Annotated in this window: 18 protein-coding genes; 1 reads left to right on the forward strand and 17 read right to left on the reverse strand. The window is 50.2% G+C overall.

Features of this window, described 5'->3' with window-relative positions; translation table 11 throughout:
- Positions 1-97: 97 nt before the first annotated feature.
- From ACG1BZ_RS16225 to cysM, 10 genes are all read right to left on the reverse strand, one after another.
- A complete protein-coding gene (locus tag ACG1BZ_RS16225) occupies positions 98-1,228 on the reverse strand; it encodes a tRNA-queuosine alpha-mannosyltransferase domain-containing protein (RefSeq protein ID WP_413662731.1) in 1,131 nt (376 codons plus the stop codon).
- 66 nt (positions 1,229-1,294) lie between these two features.
- On the reverse strand, positions 1,295-2,176 hold the full coding sequence (locus tag ACG1BZ_RS16230; RefSeq protein WP_413662732.1) for an NAD(P)-dependent oxidoreductase: 882 nt from the start codon (positions 2,174-2,176) through the stop codon (positions 1,295-1,297).
- A 5-nt stretch (positions 2,177-2,181) separates the two neighbouring features.
- Positions 2,182-2,979, reverse strand: a complete 798-nt coding sequence (locus ACG1BZ_RS16235) for an undecaprenyl-diphosphate phosphatase (protein WP_413662733.1) — start codon at positions 2,977-2,979, stop codon at positions 2,182-2,184.
- Positions 2,980-2,985: 6 nt separating this feature from the next.
- The gene (tsaB, locus tag ACG1BZ_RS16240) at positions 2,986-3,684 is read right to left on the reverse strand and encodes a tRNA (adenosine(37)-N6)-threonylcarbamoyltransferase complex dimerization subunit type 1 TsaB (protein ID WP_413662734.1); all 699 of its coding nucleotides are present in this window, start codon (positions 3,682-3,684) and stop codon (positions 2,986-2,988) included.
- A 159-nt stretch (positions 3,685-3,843) separates the two neighbouring features.
- Positions 3,844-4,641, reverse strand: coding sequence for a hypothetical protein (locus ACG1BZ_RS16245; RefSeq protein ID WP_413662735.1), 798 nt, complete (start codon positions 4,639-4,641; stop codon positions 3,844-3,846).
- 266 nt (positions 4,642-4,907) lie between these two features.
- Positions 4,908-5,906 carry a ferrochelatase gene (gene hemH / locus ACG1BZ_RS16250; RefSeq protein WP_413662736.1) on the reverse strand — a complete coding sequence of 333 codons (999 nt, stop codon included), beginning with the start codon at positions 5,904-5,906 and terminating at the stop codon, positions 4,908-4,910.
- 169 nt (positions 5,907-6,075) lie between these two features.
- On the reverse strand, positions 6,076-6,729 hold the full coding sequence (gene adk / locus ACG1BZ_RS16255; protein ID WP_282931972.1) for an adenylate kinase: 654 nt from the start codon (positions 6,727-6,729) through the stop codon (positions 6,076-6,078).
- 176 nt (positions 6,730-6,905) lie between these two features.
- Positions 6,906-7,733 (reverse strand): nucleoside triphosphate pyrophosphohydrolase, encoded by an 828-nt coding sequence (gene mazG, locus ACG1BZ_RS16260; RefSeq protein WP_413662737.1) that lies wholly within the window; start codon positions 7,731-7,733, stop codon positions 6,906-6,908.
- 19 nt (positions 7,734-7,752) lie between these two features.
- Positions 7,753-9,999 (reverse strand): GTP diphosphokinase, encoded by a 2,247-nt coding sequence (gene relA, locus ACG1BZ_RS16265; RefSeq protein WP_413662738.1) that lies wholly within the window; start codon positions 9,997-9,999, stop codon positions 7,753-7,755.
- Between the two features lie 639 nt (positions 10,000-10,638).
- On the reverse strand, positions 10,639-11,535 hold the full coding sequence (gene cysM / locus ACG1BZ_RS16270) for a cysteine synthase CysM (RefSeq protein WP_413662739.1): 897 nt from the start codon (positions 11,533-11,535) through the stop codon (positions 10,639-10,641).
- Positions 11,536-11,833: 298 nt separating this feature from the next.
- On the opposite strand from cysM, the gene ACG1BZ_RS16275 reads away from it, so the two are divergent.
- Positions 11,834-14,665 (forward strand): response regulator, encoded by a 2,832-nt coding sequence (locus ACG1BZ_RS16275; protein ID WP_413662740.1) that lies wholly within the window; start codon positions 11,834-11,836, stop codon positions 14,663-14,665.
- Here the strand turns inward: ACG1BZ_RS16275 and acpS are convergent.
- The 7 genes from acpS to lepA all read right to left on the reverse strand — a co-directional run bounded on the left by acpS (position 14,662) and on the right by lepA (position 20,637).
- Positions 14,662-15,048 carry a holo-ACP synthase gene (gene acpS / locus ACG1BZ_RS16280; RefSeq protein ID WP_413662741.1) on the reverse strand — a complete coding sequence of 129 codons (387 nt, stop codon included), beginning with the start codon at positions 15,046-15,048 and terminating at the stop codon, positions 14,662-14,664. The genes ACG1BZ_RS16275 and acpS overlap by 4 nt on opposite strands.
- Positions 15,045-15,731 carry a DNA repair protein RecO gene (gene recO, locus ACG1BZ_RS16285; protein ID WP_413662742.1) on the reverse strand — a complete coding sequence of 229 codons (687 nt, stop codon included), beginning with the start codon at positions 15,729-15,731 and terminating at the stop codon, positions 15,045-15,047. Before recO ends, acpS begins: the two co-directional genes overlap by 4 nt.
- A 92-nt stretch (positions 15,732-15,823) precedes the next feature.
- On the reverse strand, positions 15,824-16,723 hold the full coding sequence (gene era / locus ACG1BZ_RS16290; RefSeq protein ID WP_282931965.1) for a GTPase Era: 900 nt from the start codon (positions 16,721-16,723) through the stop codon (positions 15,824-15,826).
- Between the two features lie 123 nt (positions 16,724-16,846).
- Positions 16,847-17,527: a ribonuclease III gene (gene rnc / locus ACG1BZ_RS16295; protein ID WP_413662743.1), complete on the reverse strand. Its 681-nt coding sequence runs from the start codon at positions 17,525-17,527 to the stop codon at positions 16,847-16,849.
- A complete protein-coding gene (locus ACG1BZ_RS16300) occupies positions 17,520-17,960 on the reverse strand; it encodes a DUF4845 domain-containing protein (RefSeq protein WP_413662744.1) in 441 nt (146 codons plus the stop codon). Before ACG1BZ_RS16300 ends, rnc begins: the two co-directional genes overlap by 8 nt.
- 53 nt (positions 17,961-18,013) lie before the next feature.
- A complete protein-coding gene (gene lepB, locus ACG1BZ_RS16305) occupies positions 18,014-18,781 on the reverse strand; it encodes a signal peptidase I (protein WP_413662745.1) in 768 nt (255 codons plus the stop codon).
- A 50-nt stretch (positions 18,782-18,831) separates the two neighbouring features.
- Positions 18,832-20,637, reverse strand: a complete 1,806-nt coding sequence (gene lepA / locus ACG1BZ_RS16310; protein ID WP_413662746.1) for a translation elongation factor 4 — start codon at positions 20,635-20,637, stop codon at positions 18,832-18,834.
- Between the last annotated feature and the right edge of the window lie 108 nt (positions 20,638-20,745).

The following is a 20,745-nucleotide window of genomic DNA, read 5'->3' on the forward strand; positions in this document are numbered from 1 at the left end:
TCGCTTAACGGGCCCTGATTAGAAATTTTCAGGGCGCTGCTTTTACTCACCAATAACTTTGGGAGCCTTTATAGACCCGACTTCTATAGTAGCCGGCCTAACTCTGAACCAGATTTAAGAACTGCTTCCTATATTCTGCCCAAATCACTTTCCCTGAGAAATTACTTAAATCAACTTTTTTTAATTTTGAACCCGATAGAATTGACAAAAACATTGATTCCAGCTTTTTTACTGCATCATTACAGTCTGAATAACAGAAGTTTTCGGGATAGAACTCTGGGTAGCACTGTTCATCTGGCACCAGTGGAGTCGCACCAAGAATAGCTGCTTCCATCACCGCCAGCCCTTGGAATTCATGGTAAGCCGTAGAAAGGAATATATGGCTATGTCGCAGTACTTGACGATAGTCTTTAGCGCTTTCGAGATACCCGAGCACCAATAAATGGTCGGCAAACTCTTCTTGTATTTGAGTAAACTCAGCAGGGCTATTACGAAATGACTGCCCCATTAGATTAACAAGAAACTTAACATTTCTGGCTTTCAAGCCCCGAAGGATATCCAGCAATCGGTCCGCGCCTTTGTCATATTCCCAACGGGCCGCCCAACTGATAATCAAAGTATCTTGACCTATCTCGCCCCCATAAATGCTCTCTGCGCAGGAGCTCCAGGAAAAGGCCTCTTCAGTTTTCGCACTATCAAAAACGATGTCTTCTATTGGCACAGGAAGAACTCGCGACTTTTCCTCAATCTCCTCACAAATTCCGGGAGGAACACAATCAGGAAAGCGCTTGAGTAATTTCTTTACTCCTCCTAACAAGGTACTGCGGTTGTATTCAGAGTTGAACAAGACCAGATCACCGGACAAGGCCGTATAAATATTCAACAACTGGGGTTCTACCGATCGAAACGCATCAGAGCTCACTGGGTAAGCAAATTGATTCTCATGAAAATATACAACTGTAGGCACCCTAACGATTTCAGGAACTAAACTGCGCAAGGCACTTAGATCGGTCATTGAGGTTGTAACAATAAGGTCCCAACGCTGCTTCAATATTTGCGCAGTTTCCCCTCGGCCCCAGGAAAGGCTATTACCGCGAATTCGCCAGCTAAAGTATCGCGGTGGTAAGGTTAGTACGGTCCATTGCCAATCAGAAAATGCCGCTACCAGCCCTTTACGCCAACGCTTGTGACTGTCCGCATCATAAGCGGAGAGTAATAAAACTTTCATTAAATAGTAACAAGAAGAAGCGGCACCGGGATCAAGCTTAACCCCGGTAGCTATTGATTGGAGGGATTAATCGAAAGAGCGCACATTCATTAATCGTGCAAACAAGCTGGAAGTATCCCAACGAGCTCCACCAATAGCTTGTACCTCACTATAAAACTGGTCTACCAGGGCAGTTACGGGCAGTAAAGCTCCGTTATGTTGTGCCTCTTGAAGGACTATAGCCAAATCCTTACGCATCCAGTCCACAGCAAAACCGTGGTCATACTCGCCAGCTAACATAGTTTTTGAGCGGTTTTCCATTTGCCAGCTCTGTGCCGCCCCCTTGGATATCACATTGACAACCTGCTCTCCATCGAGGCCAGCTGCCTTGGCAAAATGTAAACCTTCAGCAAGCCCCTGAACGACACCCGCGATACAAATTTGATTGACCATTTTACACAGCTGGCCGCTACCTACTGGCCCCATCAGGTTGCTCGCCCGCGCATAACAGTCGATAAGAGGTTGCACTTTATCAAAGTCTGCCTTATCTCCCCCAAACATAACCGTTAAAGCACCATTCTCAGCGCCGGCCTGGCCTCCAGAGACAGGGGCATCCAGAAAACCGATTCCCTTTTCGCCAGCTGCAACTGCCAATTCCCGAGCAACATCGGCAGAGGCTGTTGTATGATCTACAAACAAAGCCCCGTCATCCATACTCGTGAATGCCCCCTGCTCTCCTGTCACCACTTGGCGGAGATCGTTGTCATTGCCTACACAGGCAAAAACAACCTCCGCGCCCTTTGCGGCTTCAGCGGGCGTTGCAAAGCTCTCTCCATCATATTCTTGTAGCCATTGATCCGCACGGCTAACAGTGCGATTGTAAATTCGCACCATGTGGCCAGCATTAGAAAGATGCCCCGCCATGGGATATCCCATCACCCCCAAGCCAATAAATGCAACTGTTGCCATTTCCTCTACCCCCATACCATCCAAATAAGTATTACACCGAGAACCAAGCGATAAATCGCGAATGGAGCCATCCCAATGCGGCTAATAAATTGAAGGAAAAAATGAATACACAAATAAGCACTAATACAAGATAAAACGGTACCAAGCAGCAAGTCATTCCATGGAACACTTTCCAGCGCAAGTAATTCAATCGTTAACAAAATAGCGCTGAGGGCAATAACAGGAATAGACATCAGGAACGAAAAGCGCGCTGCAGCCTCTCTCTTCATGCCAAGCATCAAACCAGCAGTCATTGTGATACCAGAGCGGGAGGTGCCAGGGATCAGGGCCAACACCTGTGATAAGCCAATCAGAAGTGCTTTTTTCCAATTTAACTGGGCTAGAGATTCGACCCTGCGCCCCTTTGCATCAGCCCACCAGAGTAAAATACCAAAACCAATAGTCGTAGCAGCGATAACACCGGCTGAACGCAGGTGAGTTTCTATGAACCCTTTGAATACCAGGCCTATCAGTCCCACAGGTATAGTAGCGAGAACAATTAACCAGGCCAGCCGCCCCTCATCGGTAAATTGTTTATTCGTAAATCCTCCTAGACCATCCCTAATCAGCACCCAAATATCTTTGCGGAAATAGAAAACTACTGCCAGTAAAGAGCCAAAATGAACAGCAACATCGAAGGCCAGCCCCTGGTCCTGCCAACCCAATACCTCAGAAGGTAAGATCAAGTGCGCGGAACTGGAGATGGGCAGAAACTCTGTCAGCCCCTGTATCAGGGCCAAAATTACAATCTGAAATGTTTCCATATGTTATTAAGATCGGATTTTTTGTCTTTTCTTCCAAGTCACTTCATTGCGCAAATAAACAGGCTCAAGCTCTTCAGCGGTCACTGTATGACCCTGCTCCCATAGTGGTACTGCCAGCTGCGCTATATCCCGAGCATGAATGAGGCTGGCTTGATCAACGGCAGCCAATGACGCCCCTTCAAAAGCCTCATAATGTAATCCCGGGCCCGCCCCATAGATCGGAGTACAAATCTCCGATTTCTCTAAAGACAGCAGAACCTCCTCCGGGTTCTGTACCGCCTCCGGGATCAAGCTATCGCAGGGAGAGTCACTGGAGTAAACCCCCCAATATACTTGTTGCATACGAGCATCCAGCATTGCCACGACGGGTGACTTTCCCCAGTCCGGGTGCGATCGCCGAGCTCCAAGTGCTAGGGCTGCGAGGCTGGAAACCGGAACCACCGGTAGATCTGCAGCATAAGCCAACCCCTGCACACTACTAATTGCTATACGGAGACCAGTAAATGACCCCGGCCCGCGGCTGACAGCAAGAGCATCCAGGCCTGCCAGCTTTATGCCGGCTTCTGCGAGAACGTCATCCACCATTGGCAAAAGGCGACGGGTGTGATCGCGTTCTGCCTGTACAAAACGCTCAATCAGCTGGCCATCAGATATGAGAGCAACAGAACAGGCGCCCGAAGTTGTATCCAGGGCAAGTATTTTCACAGCGTTCTTAATCCCGGTCATAAAAAGGGAGGGAATTGTGGCACGGGAGCGGAGGGGAGTCATGCCCAATATCGCAACCCGCAACTAAAAAACCCCGGACTAACCGGGGTTTATGAGGAGCCTGCCAAAGTTCACATCGTTGAGCCCATATTTATGACCCTAGGCGGCCTTTTTCGGTGGCCGGCCTCGACGGGCAGCACCAGCCTTCGGTGGACGGCCGCGACGGGCTGGAGCCTTCTTAGCAGCTGCTGTCGCAGTCGCTTTCTTGGGTCGTCCGACTCTTTTTGCTGGCTTAGCTGCTGAAGCTGCCTTCTTTGGACGACCGGCTTTTTTCGCCGTCGCTGTGGCGGCCTTCTTGGGGCGTCCAGGCTTTTTCGCTGCTGTGGCCTTGACTGCAGGTTTCTTCTTGGCCTTTTGAGTTTCGGCTTTTAATTTGGCTTTAGCCTTCTTCTCTAACTCTTTAACTTTAGCGGCAGCTTTCTTTGCAGCTGCTTTAACCTTAGCTTCAGCCTTCTTCTCAGCAGCCTTCAATTTCTTGGCATGAGCCTTTTCTTTGGTTTTTACCCAGCGTGTTTCAAATGCCTTGAGTGCGGCAGCTAACTCTTTATCTGCTTTGCTGGAGAGGCTCTTAGAGAGACTTTCCACCTTTTCTTTTGCAGCAGCTTCAGCCATATGTACGGCATCCATAGCCTTAGCTTTGGCAAGATCCATCTTTGCCGCTGCCAGCTTGGCGCGCAAATCCTTTGCCTTACTATTGGCACTGGCCAGCGAAGTTTTCGCTGTTGCCGCATTACTTTTCTGCGCTCGAGCCTTAGCCTTAGCAACACGGTCCATTTGCGCATCCAGCGATTTAGTCGCTGAATCTACCGCCTTCTGCGCTTTCACGACCGCTGGCGACGCTGCGGTCGCACTAGTTGCTCGTTTCGCGCGTGTACCTTTTTTTACTACTCTTGCCATCCCTTGTCTCCTCACTGAAAGAAGAAGTACATCCAAAAGTGTGCCGGCAGCATTGCCTTTTAGCTATCGAATAAAAACTGGAATCGGCCGTTTTTATTACTTATGCAGAGCGCCGCACCGCCTATTTCGATACAACTTTATCAAAGTTAATAAAAATACCCGGCATTGCAAGTAAAAAAGCGAAAAATGAGAAACTTTTTATAAAAAAAGTATATTTTTCTTATCAATTTTCACTTTTGGGTCCCGTTTTAGCACTTTGGTAGAAATTATTTTGTCCCATTGAGCTTAGTTTGCACAATTTCCGCAAGCGCCTCTATATGATCCTCACGCAAATTTAATGCAGGAATATATCGGTAGTCACTGCCCCCAGCATCAATAAAATTAGCGCGATTCTCTACCGAAATTTCTTCCAATGTTTCCAGGCAATCCGCAGAAAAAGCCGGGCAAATTACATCGACACTACTAACTCCTGTTTTACCCCATTCAATAAGGGTCTTATCGGTGTATGGCTGTAGCCACTCTGCCTTACCAAAGCGCGATTGAAATGTGACTTGCCACTTATCCTCACTGATTTCTAGTTCATCCGCTAATAACCGTGCGGTTTCCATGCAATGGCGATAATAGGGGTCCCCCTTATCAACATTGGCTTTTGGGATACCGTGAAATGAAAGTAACAATTTTTCCGCTGGCCCTGCTTTTTCCCAGTGTTCTTTTACTGAATTGGCCAGGGATTTTATGTAGAGCGGATTTTGGTAATAATCTCGAATCAGAGAAATATCCGGAATATCGCGACTATTGCGAAAAATTTGCGCCACCTGATCATAAATTGCTGCAGTTGTGGTAGCCGAATATTGGGGATATAGGGGAAGCACTATAAAAGACTCGAAACCTTTCTCGCGCAGAGTTTCTATGGTGTTGTCGAGGCGGGGCTCACCATAAGTCATGGCATATTCAACAGCGACATCGCAACCTTTTGCTTTTAAACGCTGCTGCAACAGCTCTGCTTGCTTCTGCGTATAGTAGAGAAGCGGCGATCCTTCCACTTTTGTTTCATCTGCACTGCTATTCCATATTTCCGCATAGGCAGGGGCAATACGTTGTGGACGAAAAGGCAGTACCAAGCAGTTCAATATGGTCAGCCAGATTGGCCGCGGTATCTCGACAACCCTCGGATCTGAAAGGAATTCCCGCAAAAAACTTCTTACTGCTGTAGGTTTAGGCTCAGCTGGAGTACCTAAATTCATCAAAATTATTGCCGTAGACATAAACCGCCCCGTTAGAAATCTTATCCTTTCAAGAAATCCTGCCAGTTATCGGGCAGGGAAGAGCGCATACTGCCAGGCCAATACCGCCGTGATCAACTCGCTCTATATCACTTCTGGAGATACAAAAAAGCCCCCAAGTGGGGGCTTTTAAAAAATGTTAGCGATGATCTCAGCTGAGAGCTTCCAACACTTTCTCGCGAATCTCATCCATACCGCCAACACCCATTACCTTGCTGTACTTGGGAGCCGCTTCAGGAGAGCGCGCTTCCAGCTCGCGATAGAAGCCTACCAGCGGTGCCGTCTGCTCGTGATAAACCGCCAAACGGTTGCGAACAGTTTCTTCAGTATCATCTGTTCGCTGGATCAGTGCCTCGCCAGTCACATCATCGACACCCTCAGCCTTGGGCGGGTTGTATACGATGTGATAGACGCGACCAGAGTTTTCATGAACCCGGCGGCCCGAGAGACGCTTTACGATTTCTTCATCGTCAACAGCGATCTCCAGAACATGATCGATATGTACATCGGCTTCCAGAAGGGCTTCAGCCTGGGGAATAGTGCGAGGGAAACCATCGAACAGGAACCCTTTAGCGCAGTCTTCCTGGGCAATGCGCTCTTTAACTAACGCAATGATCAGGTCGTCAGAAACCAATTTTCCCGCGTCCATAACATCCTTGGCCTGTAGGCCAAGAGGGGTACCCGCCTTCACCGCAGCGCGAAGCATATCGCCGGTGGAGATCTGCGGAATGCCGAACTTCTCTGTTATGAATTGAGCCTGAGTGCCCTTGCCGGCTCCCGGCGCGCCCAAGAGAATAATTCGCATGTTCAGTAAGCCTCCAATACTATCGACGAACCAAAAGCCGCCGCGCTAAAAGAGCGCTACCTTACACTCACACCTCAGATTGGGCAAGATTGCTACCGATACCCCCACAATCCATACAAACCACAGAGCACTATAAGGGGCTTAAAGTTCCGCTCTATGTAAGCCTGTTAAGATCCCTAGCTATCAGCACCGGGCTCCCGCTGAACTTTGGCCTTGTCCCAAAGTCTGTCCAGTTCCTCCAGCGTTGCCTCTGATACTTGCCTACCTTCACTGTGTAAACTGGACTCAACATAACCAAAACGCCGCTCAAATTTCCTGCTACACCCCCGCAAAGCTGCCTCAGGATCAACCTTCAGGTGGCGGGATGCATTCACACAAGAGAAAAGCAGATCCCCCAGCTCCTCCTTTGCATGCTCCGTATCCCCATTTGTCACGGCCTCCCGCAACTCTGCAACCTCTTCCTCAATCTTATCGAGGACACCATCAATATTGGGCCAGTCAAAACCGACACGGGAGGCGCGCTTCTGCAATTTGGCTGCACGCGTCAAAGCCGGCAGCCCCACAGCTACTCCTGCCAGGGTTCCTGCATCCCCTTTGGCAGTGCGTTCGGCCTCTTTAATCGCCTCCCAATTCCTCTTTATTTCAGCTTCATCAAGAGCTTCGGCAGAGCGGTCGCCGTAGAGGGTTCCACTTGGAAAGACATGGGGATGCCTGCGCACTAGTTTGCGTACCAAAGTGTCAACAATCTGGGGGAAATCAAAGTAGTCTTTCTCACGCCCTAACTGGGCATAAAAAATGACTTGGAAGAGTAGATCTCCGAGTTCTTCGTGCAAGTGCTCAAAGTCTTCCTGCTCAATAGCCTCTGCTACCTCATAGGCCTCTTCAATCGTAGAGGGGACAATACTGGCAAAGTCCTGTTTCAGGTCCCAAGGGCAACCGCCCTCAGGGCTGCGAAGCTGAGCCATCAAGTGGAGGAGGTCCTCCACAGAGTAATTCTTTTCCACGTTATTCCTTACTCAACGTTCAGCGCAGAATTCGCCGCTTTGCCGCTGCCACATTGGGCAGTTGATTGATCCGATGTAAAACTTGGCTCAACTCTTCAAAGTTGTGGATCTCAGCAGTCACGATCATTTCTACCGTATGCTTGTTCTTATTAGAGCGGGTTTGCATAGCGGTAATATTAATTTTCTGACTGTCCAGCATCACCGTGACATCTCGCAACAGGCCCTGGCGATCGTAGGCTTCGATCATAATTTCAACGGCGTAAAGTTCGCGGGGTTTTTCCGCCCAACTTACCTGGAGTACCCTTTCAGACTCCTCAACCTGCATACGCAACATATTTGCGCAGTCTTTACGATGTATTGAAACCCCGCGCCCAAGGGTGATATATCCCATAATTTCATCGCCTGGAACGGGGTTACAACAGCCGGCAATGTGGGTGAGCAAATTACCCACTCCGTCGATATAAACATCTGCCTTGCCTTCTCCCCGGGCAACTGGAGCCGTCAGCGATGGTACCCGAGGCACATTGTCGACCTTCACCATTCGCTGGGCTGCGTTGAGAACCTGACCCACGCCTATATCACCGGCACCCACTGCCGCATAGAGGTCCTCTAGGGAATGCATGTTGAGCTTGGCTGCCAACTTATCGAAATCGAAATCACTCAGCGCCAGCTGCTTAAATTCCCGGTCGAGAATACTGCGGCCATCGGCGATATTCTGATCCCGAGCCTGCTGCTTAAACCAGTGAATAATCTTGGCTCGGGCACGGGAGGTAGTGATATAGGCCATGCCCGAAGAGAGCCAATCGCGACTCGGCGCTTCGAGTTTTCCTGTGAGGATTTCAACCTGATTGGCTGTCTCCAACCGGTGGTTGAGCGGCACGATTCGGCCATCTACTTTAGCCCCACGACAACGGTGACCAATTTCTGTATGGATCTTGTATGCAAAATCTAATGGTGTTGCACCCCGAGGCAGGTCTACAACATGACCGCCGGGGGTAAATACATAAATACGTGAATCTGCCTCACTGGAGCGCAAATCATCTTGTAGTGGGTTACCTCCCACCTCTTCATGCCAGTCGAGCACCTGGCGCAACCAGGATATTTTTTGCTCGTAGCTATCTTTACTCTCGCTCTTAAGATCAGTGCCCTTGTAACGCCAGTGAGCACAAACACCGTATTCCGCCTCTTCATGCATAGCAAAAGTTCGGATCTGAACCTCGAGCACCTTTCGCTCCGGGCCAATTACAGCCGTGTGCAGAGAGCGATAACCGTTTTCTTTGGGGGAGGCGATATAATCATCGAATTCATTCGGTATGTTGCGCCAGAGGTTGTGCACTATACCCAGAACCGCATAGCAATCCCTTACTGTTGGGACAAGAATACGCACTGCGCGAATATCATAAACCTGGGAGAAGCCGATATTTTTCCGGCGCATTTTCCGCCAGATACTATAGATATGCTTTGCTCGCCCGTAGACATCACCTTCAATATGGGCGCGCTCGAGTTCAGAGCGCAATAGCTCCAATACCTCGTCGATATACTGCTGCCGAGCCAGTCTTTTCTCATCCAGCAAGCGAGCAATCTGCTTGTAATCTTCCGGCTCAAGATAACGAAAAGATAGATCTTCTAATTCCCATTTGATATGACCAATTCCCAGGCGGTGGGCAAGGGGTGCATAAATATCGGCCACTTCACGAGCAACTCTCTGGCGTTTAGCCGGCTCTGAGTTTTTTGCAGCACGAATGGCACAGGTACGTTCAGCGAGTTTGATCAAAGCGACTCGCACGTCGTCGACCAATGCTACCAGCATACGACGGATATTCTCTGAATGTTCCTCTACCGCACCACTCGGGCTTTCTTCTCCGGTATCTGCGCTGCGACTGCGAATCGCAGCCATACGCAAAACACCACGAATCAACTTGGCAACTCGCTCACCAAATTCTTTTTCCACAGCTTGCAGTGGCAGGCGTTTTTCACGTACGGCACGGTACAGCACCGCCGCGACAAGTGCTTCTGAGTCTATTTGTAAGTCGGCGAGAATCTCAGCCATCTCAAGGCCTGTGGCAAAACTGCTAGCGCCCTCAGCCCAGATATTTTCCGCCTCAATTGCGCGCTGTTCTGCTTCGGCACTCACCTCAGCTGCGCGCCGCAAAGTTACTATCGCAGAACCATCCAGGCCCGCGAGCTTCTGTACATGGCGCAACCAGGATTCAAGGTCGAGTTCACCTTCTCCACCAAAGGAATGATGCTTTCTTACTTGAACCATCTTTTAACAAGAGTCATTTGTGTTATTGGCATAATTTTGTCGTTACCTGGCTTAGCAGCACATTTACTCAGTGCTCATGCTGGATTAAGCGCTTCTCTATCATAGGTTTGAACTCACCAAAGTCCATGATTTTCTGTATACATTTCAATAAGCTGCGCGAAATTCAGCAGTTTTTCGTACCAATTTGAGTGGGAGGGTATAAGTCTTGTCCAGCTTGTTGACCTTTTAACCAACAGTAAACCTGCAAAACCAATGCCTATAGAAAACTAAAATTGTGATATTGGGGAATATCGAGAGAAGTGAACAGGTTGCATTTGTTACTTAAAAGTGAATTTCTCCACCTCTACATGAACACAAAACAAGGCTTTACCGAACTTTACAAACTATCAGTTTTTTTGTATTTACCGGCTTAGTTATTGCTTTTTTAACTGGCAATGCACATATAGCAGGAGGATTAGAGGCTCCCCCCAAAAAAAGGGGCAAAAGAGATGATTGTAAATTGATTGGCGAATCACTTTACAAAGCTGCGAATCTCACAAAGTTTTTGCTAGTAGATATCAGGCACAATGCTGGAGTTAAAGCACTTTATTTCCAGCATTGATCAATAAAATAAGATAAATTAGAGAATAAAAGTAAGAGCTATTTTGGGGAGGCAAAAAGTCCTGAAGATAAATAACGATCTCCACGATCACAGACAATTGCAACAATCGTCGCATTTTCTAGCTGCGCAGACAGCCTTAAAGCACCGGCTACCGCCCCTCCAGAGGAAACGCCACAAAAAATACCCTCTTCTTTCGCCAGCCTGCGAGTCATATCCTCAGCTTCTCGCTGGTCCATATCCATGACCATATCCACTTGTTCAGGAACAAAAATCTTAGGTAAGTATGCCTCCGGCCAACGGCGAATCCCCGGAATACTGGAGCCTTCAGTTGGCTGCAATCCAACGATTTGAATATCGGGATTTTGCTCCTTCAAGTAACGCCCGCATCCCATAATGGTACCGGTTGTACCCATTGAAGAGACAAAGTGAGTCACCGTTCCAGAGGTCTGCTGCCAAATCTCCGGACCGGTTCCCTCATAGTGAGCCAGGGGATTATCGCTATTGGCAAACTGGTTCAGTACCAATCCTTTCTTATCCTCTTGCATTTGCAAAGCTAAGTCCCGCGCCCCCTCCATACCTTCTTCAGCGCTAACCAATATCAACTCAGCGCCATAAGCTGTCATTGAAGCCTTGCGCTCCTCGGTAGCACTGTCGGGCATAATCAATATCATTTGATAGCCCTTAATCGCTGCAGCCATTGCCAAGGCAATTCCCGTATTACCGCTGGTCGCTTCAATCAGGGTATCTCCCGGAGAAATATATCCTGCAGCTTCCGCATGGTTGATCATTGAAAGTGCCGGGCGGTCTTTTACCGAACCCGCAGGGTTATTGCCTTCCAGCTTGAGCAAAACAGTATTACTGGTATCACCTGGCAGGCGCTGTAGTTTAACCAGCGGGGTATTGCCTACGCAGTCAGCAATTGTTGGATAATCCATAATGCAATAAATTCCAGAAAAATCTCGCGGGGTTCAAGTGTACAGCAAGCGGTACTATGCACTAAATACCGTCTACTTTGGTCTACTCCCTACCCAGGTTATTAAGGGAGTTATACCTGAAGCGGTATTATTCAGATGGCTATGCCGCGCTATCTAATCTTGGCACCGTGAATCTTTGAGCCTCTAAAACGCGCATATTGTGACAAAAAAGAAGCGTTTTCTGATAAGTGAATGAGTGCGCTCAGATGTACATAACGGTAAAATGAGGGAAAAATAATCGTACAAGGCCCCTCTTAACATGGCCCCAGGCAACCCTATTCTCTCAATCGAGGAACCAGAGCAACCTCGATCCTTACGAACCCTGGTATTTCGCCTTACTGTAGCACCCGCACTAATCCTGTCCTTGCTCCTCGCTCTCGTTTTCACCCTGCAGCAAATGCACGATCGTCGCCAATTGCTATTAAGCCACGGTCGAGCCAGCGCCGAACAGCTAGCTGAACTAATTGAGATGAGCGGGGGCCATCCAGCTGAACTTAGAATGGAATGGCTGCGTAAAAGTTTGCTGGCGCTTATGCTGGAAAAAGATATGGTCAGATCTGTTCATGTCTACTCCACCGAACCCAGCCCCAAGCTAGCTCTCAACCCCAGCACCGGACTCAGCTTGCTGGCCAGTGTCGGGCCGCGTCCACGTACCCCCATTAGCAGAGACACCCTTAACAAGCGCGAACCCTTTATTTTTGAAGATGATGAGACCCTTCAGGTTTTACAGCCATTGAAAGGCGATATCACCACCTGCTGGATAAGTATTGAGCTACATCGCCCCTATTTCCTGGTGGGAACTTACCAAGTTTTACTCGTAGGCTTGGTGGGGTTGATTCTCTGTACCCTAGCCGCGCTGGCTTGGTCGGTCATCATGTCTGAGCGCTTTGCTCACAGCCTGATTAGAATGGGACATACTCTGGAGGCGATTGGCAGAGGTGAGTTTGATCGACGCACCCATGAAACGGAGAATCGAGAACTCGCTCAACTGGGAAACCAAATTAACGAGATGGCTGAAAACCTGTCCAGTTACCAACAGGAATACAAAGCCAACTTGCTCCAGTCTATGGATGACCTGCGCCAATCCCTGGACAGTATGGAAGAACAAAATATTGAGCTGGACTTAGCACGTAAAAGGGCGCAGGAAGCAAGCAGGATTAAATCGACGTTCCTAGCCAATACCAGTCACGAGATTCGCACACCTTTAAATGGAATTATCGGTTTTACCAACCTGTTGTTAAAAACTGGAATTGATGAGCTACAGCAGGATTACCTGCAAACCATTTTACGCTCATCGGAAAACCTGTTGACTACCATCAACGACATCCTGGACTTTTCCCGCATTGAGTCCGGCAACCTGGTCCTTGACCATATCCCTATGGACCTTGGCTTACTACTTGAAGAGACCCTGCAAATACTGGCCCCAAACGCCTATGAGCACCATCTGGAACTGGTGCCTTTGATCGATTCTCAACTCCCTCCCACTTTAATCGGAGACCCATTACGAATTAAGCAAATACTTACAAACTTGGTGGGTAACGCGGTGCGCAGCTCGGCAAATGGCAATATCCCCGTGCGCTTGTCAGTACATAGCGTTAATAACTCAGAACTTGTACTCCGTATTTCGGTTACCGGCCTGGGTAACCGTATTGACGAGGCTGGTCGCCGTGAAATTGAGAACATCCTCACCAGCAAGTCCCCACAGCTCACCCAACAAATCAGCGCAAATGGTTTAGGGATGTCTATAGCCCGCAGCCTAGTTGAGAGGATGAGCGGCTGCACAGGTATTGAAGAAACAGCCAATGACGGCAGCACCTGTTGGGTGCAAATTTCCCTCCAGGCTGAACGCAATCGAGGCATGTATCCGCGTATTCAATATCCTGGCTGCCGAATTTTACTTGCAGACCCCAACCCAGTTACACGGACCCAGGTAGCCCAGCTACTCAGCCAATGGCAAGTGGAGCCCATAGAACTCGGCGATACCGATACTCTGCAACCGGCAATCGAGCAAATGTGGCGGCACGATGCCCTACCGGATGCGGTTATTATCGATACAGCTACTGCCAAAGGTGATTTTGATAATTTCAGTAGCAAAGTGCAGTCGCTGGTTGATACCTATCAGTGCCGCGTGATCGTACTGGGCCCACCCGCTGAATTGCGTCGCTGCTACGACCAACTGCGCACCCGCACTCTCACTTTCCTTAGCAAACCCGTCACCCGAGACAATTTGCTGCGATCCCTGAAACGAGCAGTACCACAGCAGGGGCAACAACGGGTTAGTGGCGGGGTACAGGCGCTACCGTGGCCCGCACCACCGCGTGTGCTGGCAGTGGATGACCACGCGGCAAACCGCCGACTGGTCGGCGAACTTCTGCGAGCACAAGATGTAGAAGTCGTTATTGCAGCAAGCGGCGAAGAAGCTCTACAGCTTTGGCAGCAGGGAGCTTTCGACCTAGTATTTATGGATATTCAAATGCCCGAGATGGATGGTATCGAAGCTACACGCCTGATTCGTGAGCAGGAGACCGGCCGCCGTACTCCAATCATTGCCCTTACCGCCCACGCCGGCGCCGAAGAAAAAGCACGCCTGCTGTCTGCGGGACTGGACGACTACTTAAGCAAGCCTGTTAGCGAGGCCCAGCTCTCCCATATGATCAAGCGCTGGCTTAAGATCATCACTCCCCAGGCCGCAGAAAAAGTGAAGATTGAAGAGATGCGCCTGGTAGACATTGGCGAATGCCTGACCCTCGCCAACGGGGATGCCAAGCTGGCCAGGGACATGCTGCGCATGTTGATTGACGGTCTCAGTTCAGATGAGAGAGAGCTGGAAAGGTTGTACAACCTTGGGGATTACAAGGGCATGTTCGAACTCACTCATCGCATGCACGGTGGCTGCTGCTATTGCGGAGTTTCACGTTTGAGAGAATCAACTTGCGTGTTACAAGAGGCATTGCGCACTATCCAAGGCTCCGATGCCCAAGCCTTTGACCAGCGCAAACTCAATGCTGTTCTCAGGGAGATCCGGGCCCTGCGCGAGTGGGCTTCTGAACAAGACTTGGATGCGCTCTTTGGCCTGGAGGTAGTTGCCTAGCAGGATTCAAATACGACAAATGCCAGGGCCGAGTCTTTTTCATCAGACAGGCTGAGGTGGATTCTGTCCACACCAAGTTTTTCGGCCCTCTCCTCAGCTGCGCCCGCCAGTACCACCTGCGGTGCAGCGCCCTTGCGGCGACGGACATCGATGTCTTGCCAGGAAACCCCTTCACCAATCCCTGTGCCCAAGGCCTTGGCTACAGCCTCCTTCGCCGCAAATCGCTTGCACAGATATGCAGCGCGGATGGGCTCAGCCATAGCATAAAAGTCCTTCCTTTCCGCACTGCTAAGAACACGCTCAACAAAGCGATCACCAAAGCGCTGCCACGCCACCTCAATACGGTCGTAGTTACAAATATCGGTGCCAATACTAACAATCATTTTTTTCCGTAAACCTGTCGAAAAAGCTCTCTGCTCTGCAAAGGCTTATCCCCCAATACTTTCCTCAACAATAAACGTGTAAGACGCTTTGCAGGTGCTAAAGCCTCACCTGACCAGCCACCCCCATTCATAGCGCTGTCCATCCCCAATAGTTCGGCACCCGAAAAAAAATACTCTCCCAGACTCTCATCTTTGGAGCGGTGAACAGGAATTAAACCCCACTCATCATCCAGGCGATAAACCCCATCTTCACTTACAGGGTCTCCTTGCGGGCCGCTAATATTGAGGGACGGGCAGGTACCGAGCTCCAAGAGCAGTTGTAACTCAAAGCGACGAAGCGGACCTTCCAGTTCAGCGTTGGAGAGTCCCTCCAGCTGAGACAGAGATTCCAGCAGGCTCTGATAAGCTGCAAACAGCGTGTAATGCGCCTCGCCCTCGGGAAGGAGCCTTACCATCAGTTCATTGGCATAAAGGCCCGCATAAACCGCTCGGCTCTTGAGCCATAGTGGTACACCAACATTTTCGACTGGACCGAGCGTTTTAAGTGAACCCGCTCCCATCAATGTGACAAGCAACGGGGTGAAGGGCTGCAACGCTTGTTGGCGGCGCTGCTTGTCACGGCGGGCCCCTCGGGCGACACAGCCCAGCCGGCCGTAATCGGGAGTGAAAAGCTCCAGGATCAAACTGGAGTCTTTATAGGGCCGCGAATGGAGGATATATGCGGGTTGAGGCGGTTGAGGCGTTTTCATAGGTCCAGGGGAAATTGCCCTGATGATTACTCGTCTCTGTAACCGAGACTGCGCAGAGCCCGCTCATCATCAGACCAGCCAGATTTCACCTTCACCCACAAATTGAGCATTATCTTGCTATCAAACAAGCGCTCCATATCTTCTCTAGCCTGGCTGCCAATCTGTTTGATTCGCTCGCCCTTATTTCCAATGATGATACGTTTTTGGCCCGCCCGCTCAACCAAAATAGCAGCGCTGATATGCAAGACCTTACCCTCTTGGGCAAACTCCTCTACCTCCACAGTAACTTGGTAGGGAACCTCGGCACCCAATTGACGCATAATTTTTTCGCGAACAATTTCTGCTGCGAGAAAGCGCGAGCTGCGGTCGGTCACTTGATCTTCGGGGAAGAAATGCTGCCCCTCAGGCAAATGCTTCAGAATAACCTCTTCCAAAGTATCCAGATTTACGTTACGCAAGGCTGATATGGGAACAATTTCAGCTTTCGGGTGCTCCTCAGCCAGGGCTTGCAACTGGGGCAGCAGATCAGCTTTATCCTCGAGCTGATCCACCTTGTTCACGGCGATAATTAATGGGCATTTAATACCGCGCAGCTTATCTGCCACCAACTGGTCTGCCTCACTCCAACGAGTGCGCTCTACAACAAACACCACTACATCCACGTCCCGCGCAGCGCTGGCGGCAGCTCGGTTCATATAGCGGTTAATCGCTTTTTCTTGATCGGAGTGCAACCCCGGAGTATCGACAAAAATAATCTGGTTTGGACCTTCGGTTTTAATACCGAGCATATTGTGGCGGGTGGTCTGCGGCTTGCGCGAAGTAATCGCGAGTTTCTGCCCCAGCAGGTGGTTCAACAGTGTGGATTTTCCCACATTGGGGCGGCCGACAATCGCGACATAGCCACAGCGAGAAGGTTGTTCGCTCAAGAAATTTCTCCGAAAGAGTTGGAGGTCTCCGGGAATCCCCGGAGCCAGAAGCGCCCCCAGTGATACAGGAGGCTGTCATTACGATGCGGGAAATGGATCCGGCGCGTCGTTTCTATTGTAAGGTTAGTCCTGCCCGGTGAGGAGCTTATAAGCTTCCACCGCCGCAGTCTTTTCAGCATTACGGCGACTGCTGGCTTCGCCTTTTACGGGCTGCGTAAGGCCACTGACACGGCACTCCACTACAAAATGCTGTGCGTGTTCAGCGCCAGAAACATCTACGACTTTATATTCCGGCAGAGGTTTTTTACGCGCCTGCAGCCACTCCTGCAAGCGGGTTTTGGGATCCTTCACGGTCTCTAGTGATAGGCCCTGCAAGCGCAATGCAAACCACTCAAGTACCCGGGAGCGCGCAGCCTCCAAACCGGCATCCAGATAGATGGCCCCAATAAGAGCCTCTACGGCATCGGCCAGAATCGATGCCCGACGAAAGCCGCCACTTTTCATTTCACCTTCACCGAGGCGCAGGCAATCACCAATTTCCAGCTCCCGCGCAAGTTTTGCCAGGGTTTCACCGCTAACCAATTGTGCCCTCAAGCGACTCAACTGCCCCTCGCGCCCGTTGGGGAACTGCTCGTAAAGTGCCGCGCCGATAGTGAACCCGAGTATCGAGTCGCCGAGAAACTCCAGGCGCTCATTATTACGACTCCCATGGGATCGGTGAGTAAGAGCCAACTCAAGCAGCTCGGCCTGATCAAAATCATGGCCGAGGCGCTTGCAAAGGCGTTCCAATAAAAGATCAGTCACGTTTGCGGAATTGCTCCAGATCGATCAGCGCATCACAGCAAAGCTCCGGCTTCGCAGTGTCGAGCTGTTTATTAAACTTCATCACAACATCTACGTTGTATATCAGCGGCTGGCGCAGTTCGTAATTGATGCTCACAACAGAACCCTTTGCACCACGAACTACCTGCACAGATTTAGTAGGCTCTCCGCGCACATTGTTTACCAGGAAAAAACGGTTCAGCTCTTTTTTAATCTGACCCGTGGTCATATCTTCCAGGTTTGGGTTTTGACCGAGGGTTTTTAGCCCTTCGTTAACGTAACGAGCATCTACGTAGGCCGGTGCCATCTTGGACACACAGGTCAAAGCAAATCCCAACATCGCGATAATCAGCAGCCAACCCCAGTAGCTCATACCGCGCTGCTGCTGCAGTGAAAGGTTGAGTTTACTACCCATAACTATGCCCTCTATCCTTTATAAATAACCGGGCTAACGCCCGGCTGGTTTCTTTATTGGATTGAGCCTACACGCTTAAAGCTGGGCAAACTGAGCAACTTGTCCCAGTGCATCCAAATGGCGAAAGCTTTGCCGACGATATCCTTCTCTGGGACAAAGCCCCACTCCCGGCTATCGAGGCTGTTATCGCGGTTATCGCCCATCATAAAATAATGCCCTTCCGGCACTACACCACTAAAGTTACTGTACTGCCGGGGGCGGACACTTTTCTGCATCTCGTGGCGATAGCCATCGAGATCTTCCCACATGACTTCTGTTTGCGGGTTACTCGGCGGGATGGCCCGGATCAATTCTTGGCGAGCCATCTCACCGTTGACATAGAGCACATTGTTCTTCAGCTCTATCTTGTCACCGGGTAACCCAATCACCCGTTTGATGTAGTAAGTATCGTTATTGTGGGGTGGAAAGAACACCATGACATCGCCGCGCTTGGGCTCACCCACATCCATTACCTTGGTTCGGGACACTGGCAAGCGCACACCGTAGGCATACTTGTTGACCAGAATAAAGTCCCCAACTTCCAATGTTGGAATCATTGAACCTGAAGGAATCTGGAAGGGCTCGACAATAAAAGAGCGCAGAACAAATACGATCGCCAGAATCGGGAAGAAAGACTTCGCGTACTCGACAACGATCGGATCTTCTTGCTGGTCCCCGACATTCTTCTTGCGTTGACGGGCGAAAAACAGACTGTCAACTAACCAGATTCCGCCACTAATCACAACCAACCACAGCAGAATCAGAGGTAAATTTATATCCATTACTTTTCTCTACTATCCCTTATTTTTCGTCGTGGCGCAGGGCCGAAGCCCTACTGATCCACCTTCAGTACCGCCAGGAATGCCTCCTGCGGCACTTCAACACGGCCCAACTGCTTCATTCTGCGCTTACCCGCTTTCTGCTTCTCCAGCAGCTTCTTCTTACGAGTAACATCACCACCGTAACATTTGGCCGTCACGTTTTTGCGCAGCGCCTTCACCGTGGTTCTCGAAACCACCTGACCACCAATAGCCGCCTGGATCGCCACATCAAACATCTGACGGGGAATCAGCTCTTTCATCTTTTCCGCCATTGCGCGGCCTTTCTGCTGCGCATTATCGCGGTGGACAATCAGCGCCAGAGCATCCACCCGGTCACCATTAATCAGGATATCCAGTCGCACCAACTTGGCCGCTTCAAAGCGGACAAAGCTGTAATCCAAAGAGGCAAAGCCGCGGCTTACGGATTTGAGACGGTCGAAGAAGTCCATAACCACTTCGCTCATCGGCAGCTCATAGCGCAGGGACACTTGTGAACCTACGTATTGCATGTCCTTTTGAATACCGCGTTTTTCCACACACAAAGTGATGACGTTGCCCAAATACTCCTGAGGTACAAGAATATTCACCTCGGCAATCGGCTCCCTCATCTCTTCGATGGAGCCTACATCGGGTAAGCGCGATGGATTATCTACCATCACTATCTCACCGTCTGACTGCTCAACTTCATAAACCACGGTCGGCGCTGTGGTAATCAGATCCAGGTCGTATTCCCGCTCCAGACGCTCCTGGATAATTTCCATATGCAGCATGCCGAGGAAGCCACAACGGAAACCAAAGCCCAAGGCATCGGATGTTTCTGGTTCGTAGAACAGGGAGGCATCGTTCAGCGACAGCTTCTCCAGCGCATCCCGGAAAGCCTCATAATCGTCTGAACTAACCGGGAACAAGCCTGCATAAACCTGGGGCTTAACCTTCTGGAAGCCCGGCAGCATATCAATATCATCGGCGCCCTTAGCATGGGTCAACGTATCGCCCACAGGAGCGCCATGAATATCCTTGATACCTGCCACCACAAAGCCCACTTCACCTGCGCGAAGTACACCGGTTTCGTGGCGCTTGGGTGTAAAGATTCCCACGCTGTCCACAACATGGGCACGACCGATAGATTTGGTGACAATCTTTTCTTTGGTTTTCAGGGTGCCCTGTACAACACGCACCAAGGAAACAACGCCCAGGTAACTGTCAAACCATGAGTCGATAATCAGCGCCTGTAGAGGAGCATCGACATCGCCTTCAGGCGGTGGTACCAAGCGCACCAGATCTTCCAGTACATCCTCAACACCGAGGCCAGACTTAGCGCTGCAACGAGTCGCTTCGGCGGCATCGATACCGATAATATCTTCAATTTCTTCGGCAACCTTTTCAGGGTCTGCCTGGGGCAAGTCCATCTTGTTCAAGACAGGGATAACTTCCAACCCCTGTTCAATGGCTGTATAGCAGTTGGCAACCGACTGGGCCTCAACGCCCTGGGCGGCATCTACCACCAGTAGCGCGCCTTCACAAGCTGCCAGAGAACGGGACACTTCATAGGAGAAATCCACGTGTCCGGGGGTATCAATAAAGTTCAGCTGATAGGTCTTACCATCGCGCGCTTCATAGTCGAGCGTCACACTCTGCGCCTTGATGGTAATCCCACGCTCGCGCTCGAGCTCCATGCTGTCCAGCACCTGTTCAGCCATCTCCCGATCGGAGAGGCCACCACAGTCCTGGATAAAGCGGTCAGCCAGGGTAGATTTCCCGTGGTCGATATGGGCAATAATGGAGAAATTGCGGATATGAGAGAGATCTGTGGCCACTGCGGAATAAAAACCCTTGCAAAATCAAATGATTAGCTGGCTATAGTGCCAACTGTGTGGCGCAAGTCTAACAGAACTCATGGACAGAGGTGAGAGCTAGGTGGCCCA

Origin of the sequence: Microbulbifer sp. CNSA002, assembly GCF_047324085.1 — a bacterium.
In the GTDB taxonomy this organism is placed as follows: Bacteria; Pseudomonadota; Gammaproteobacteria; order Pseudomonadales; family Cellvibrionaceae; genus Microbulbifer.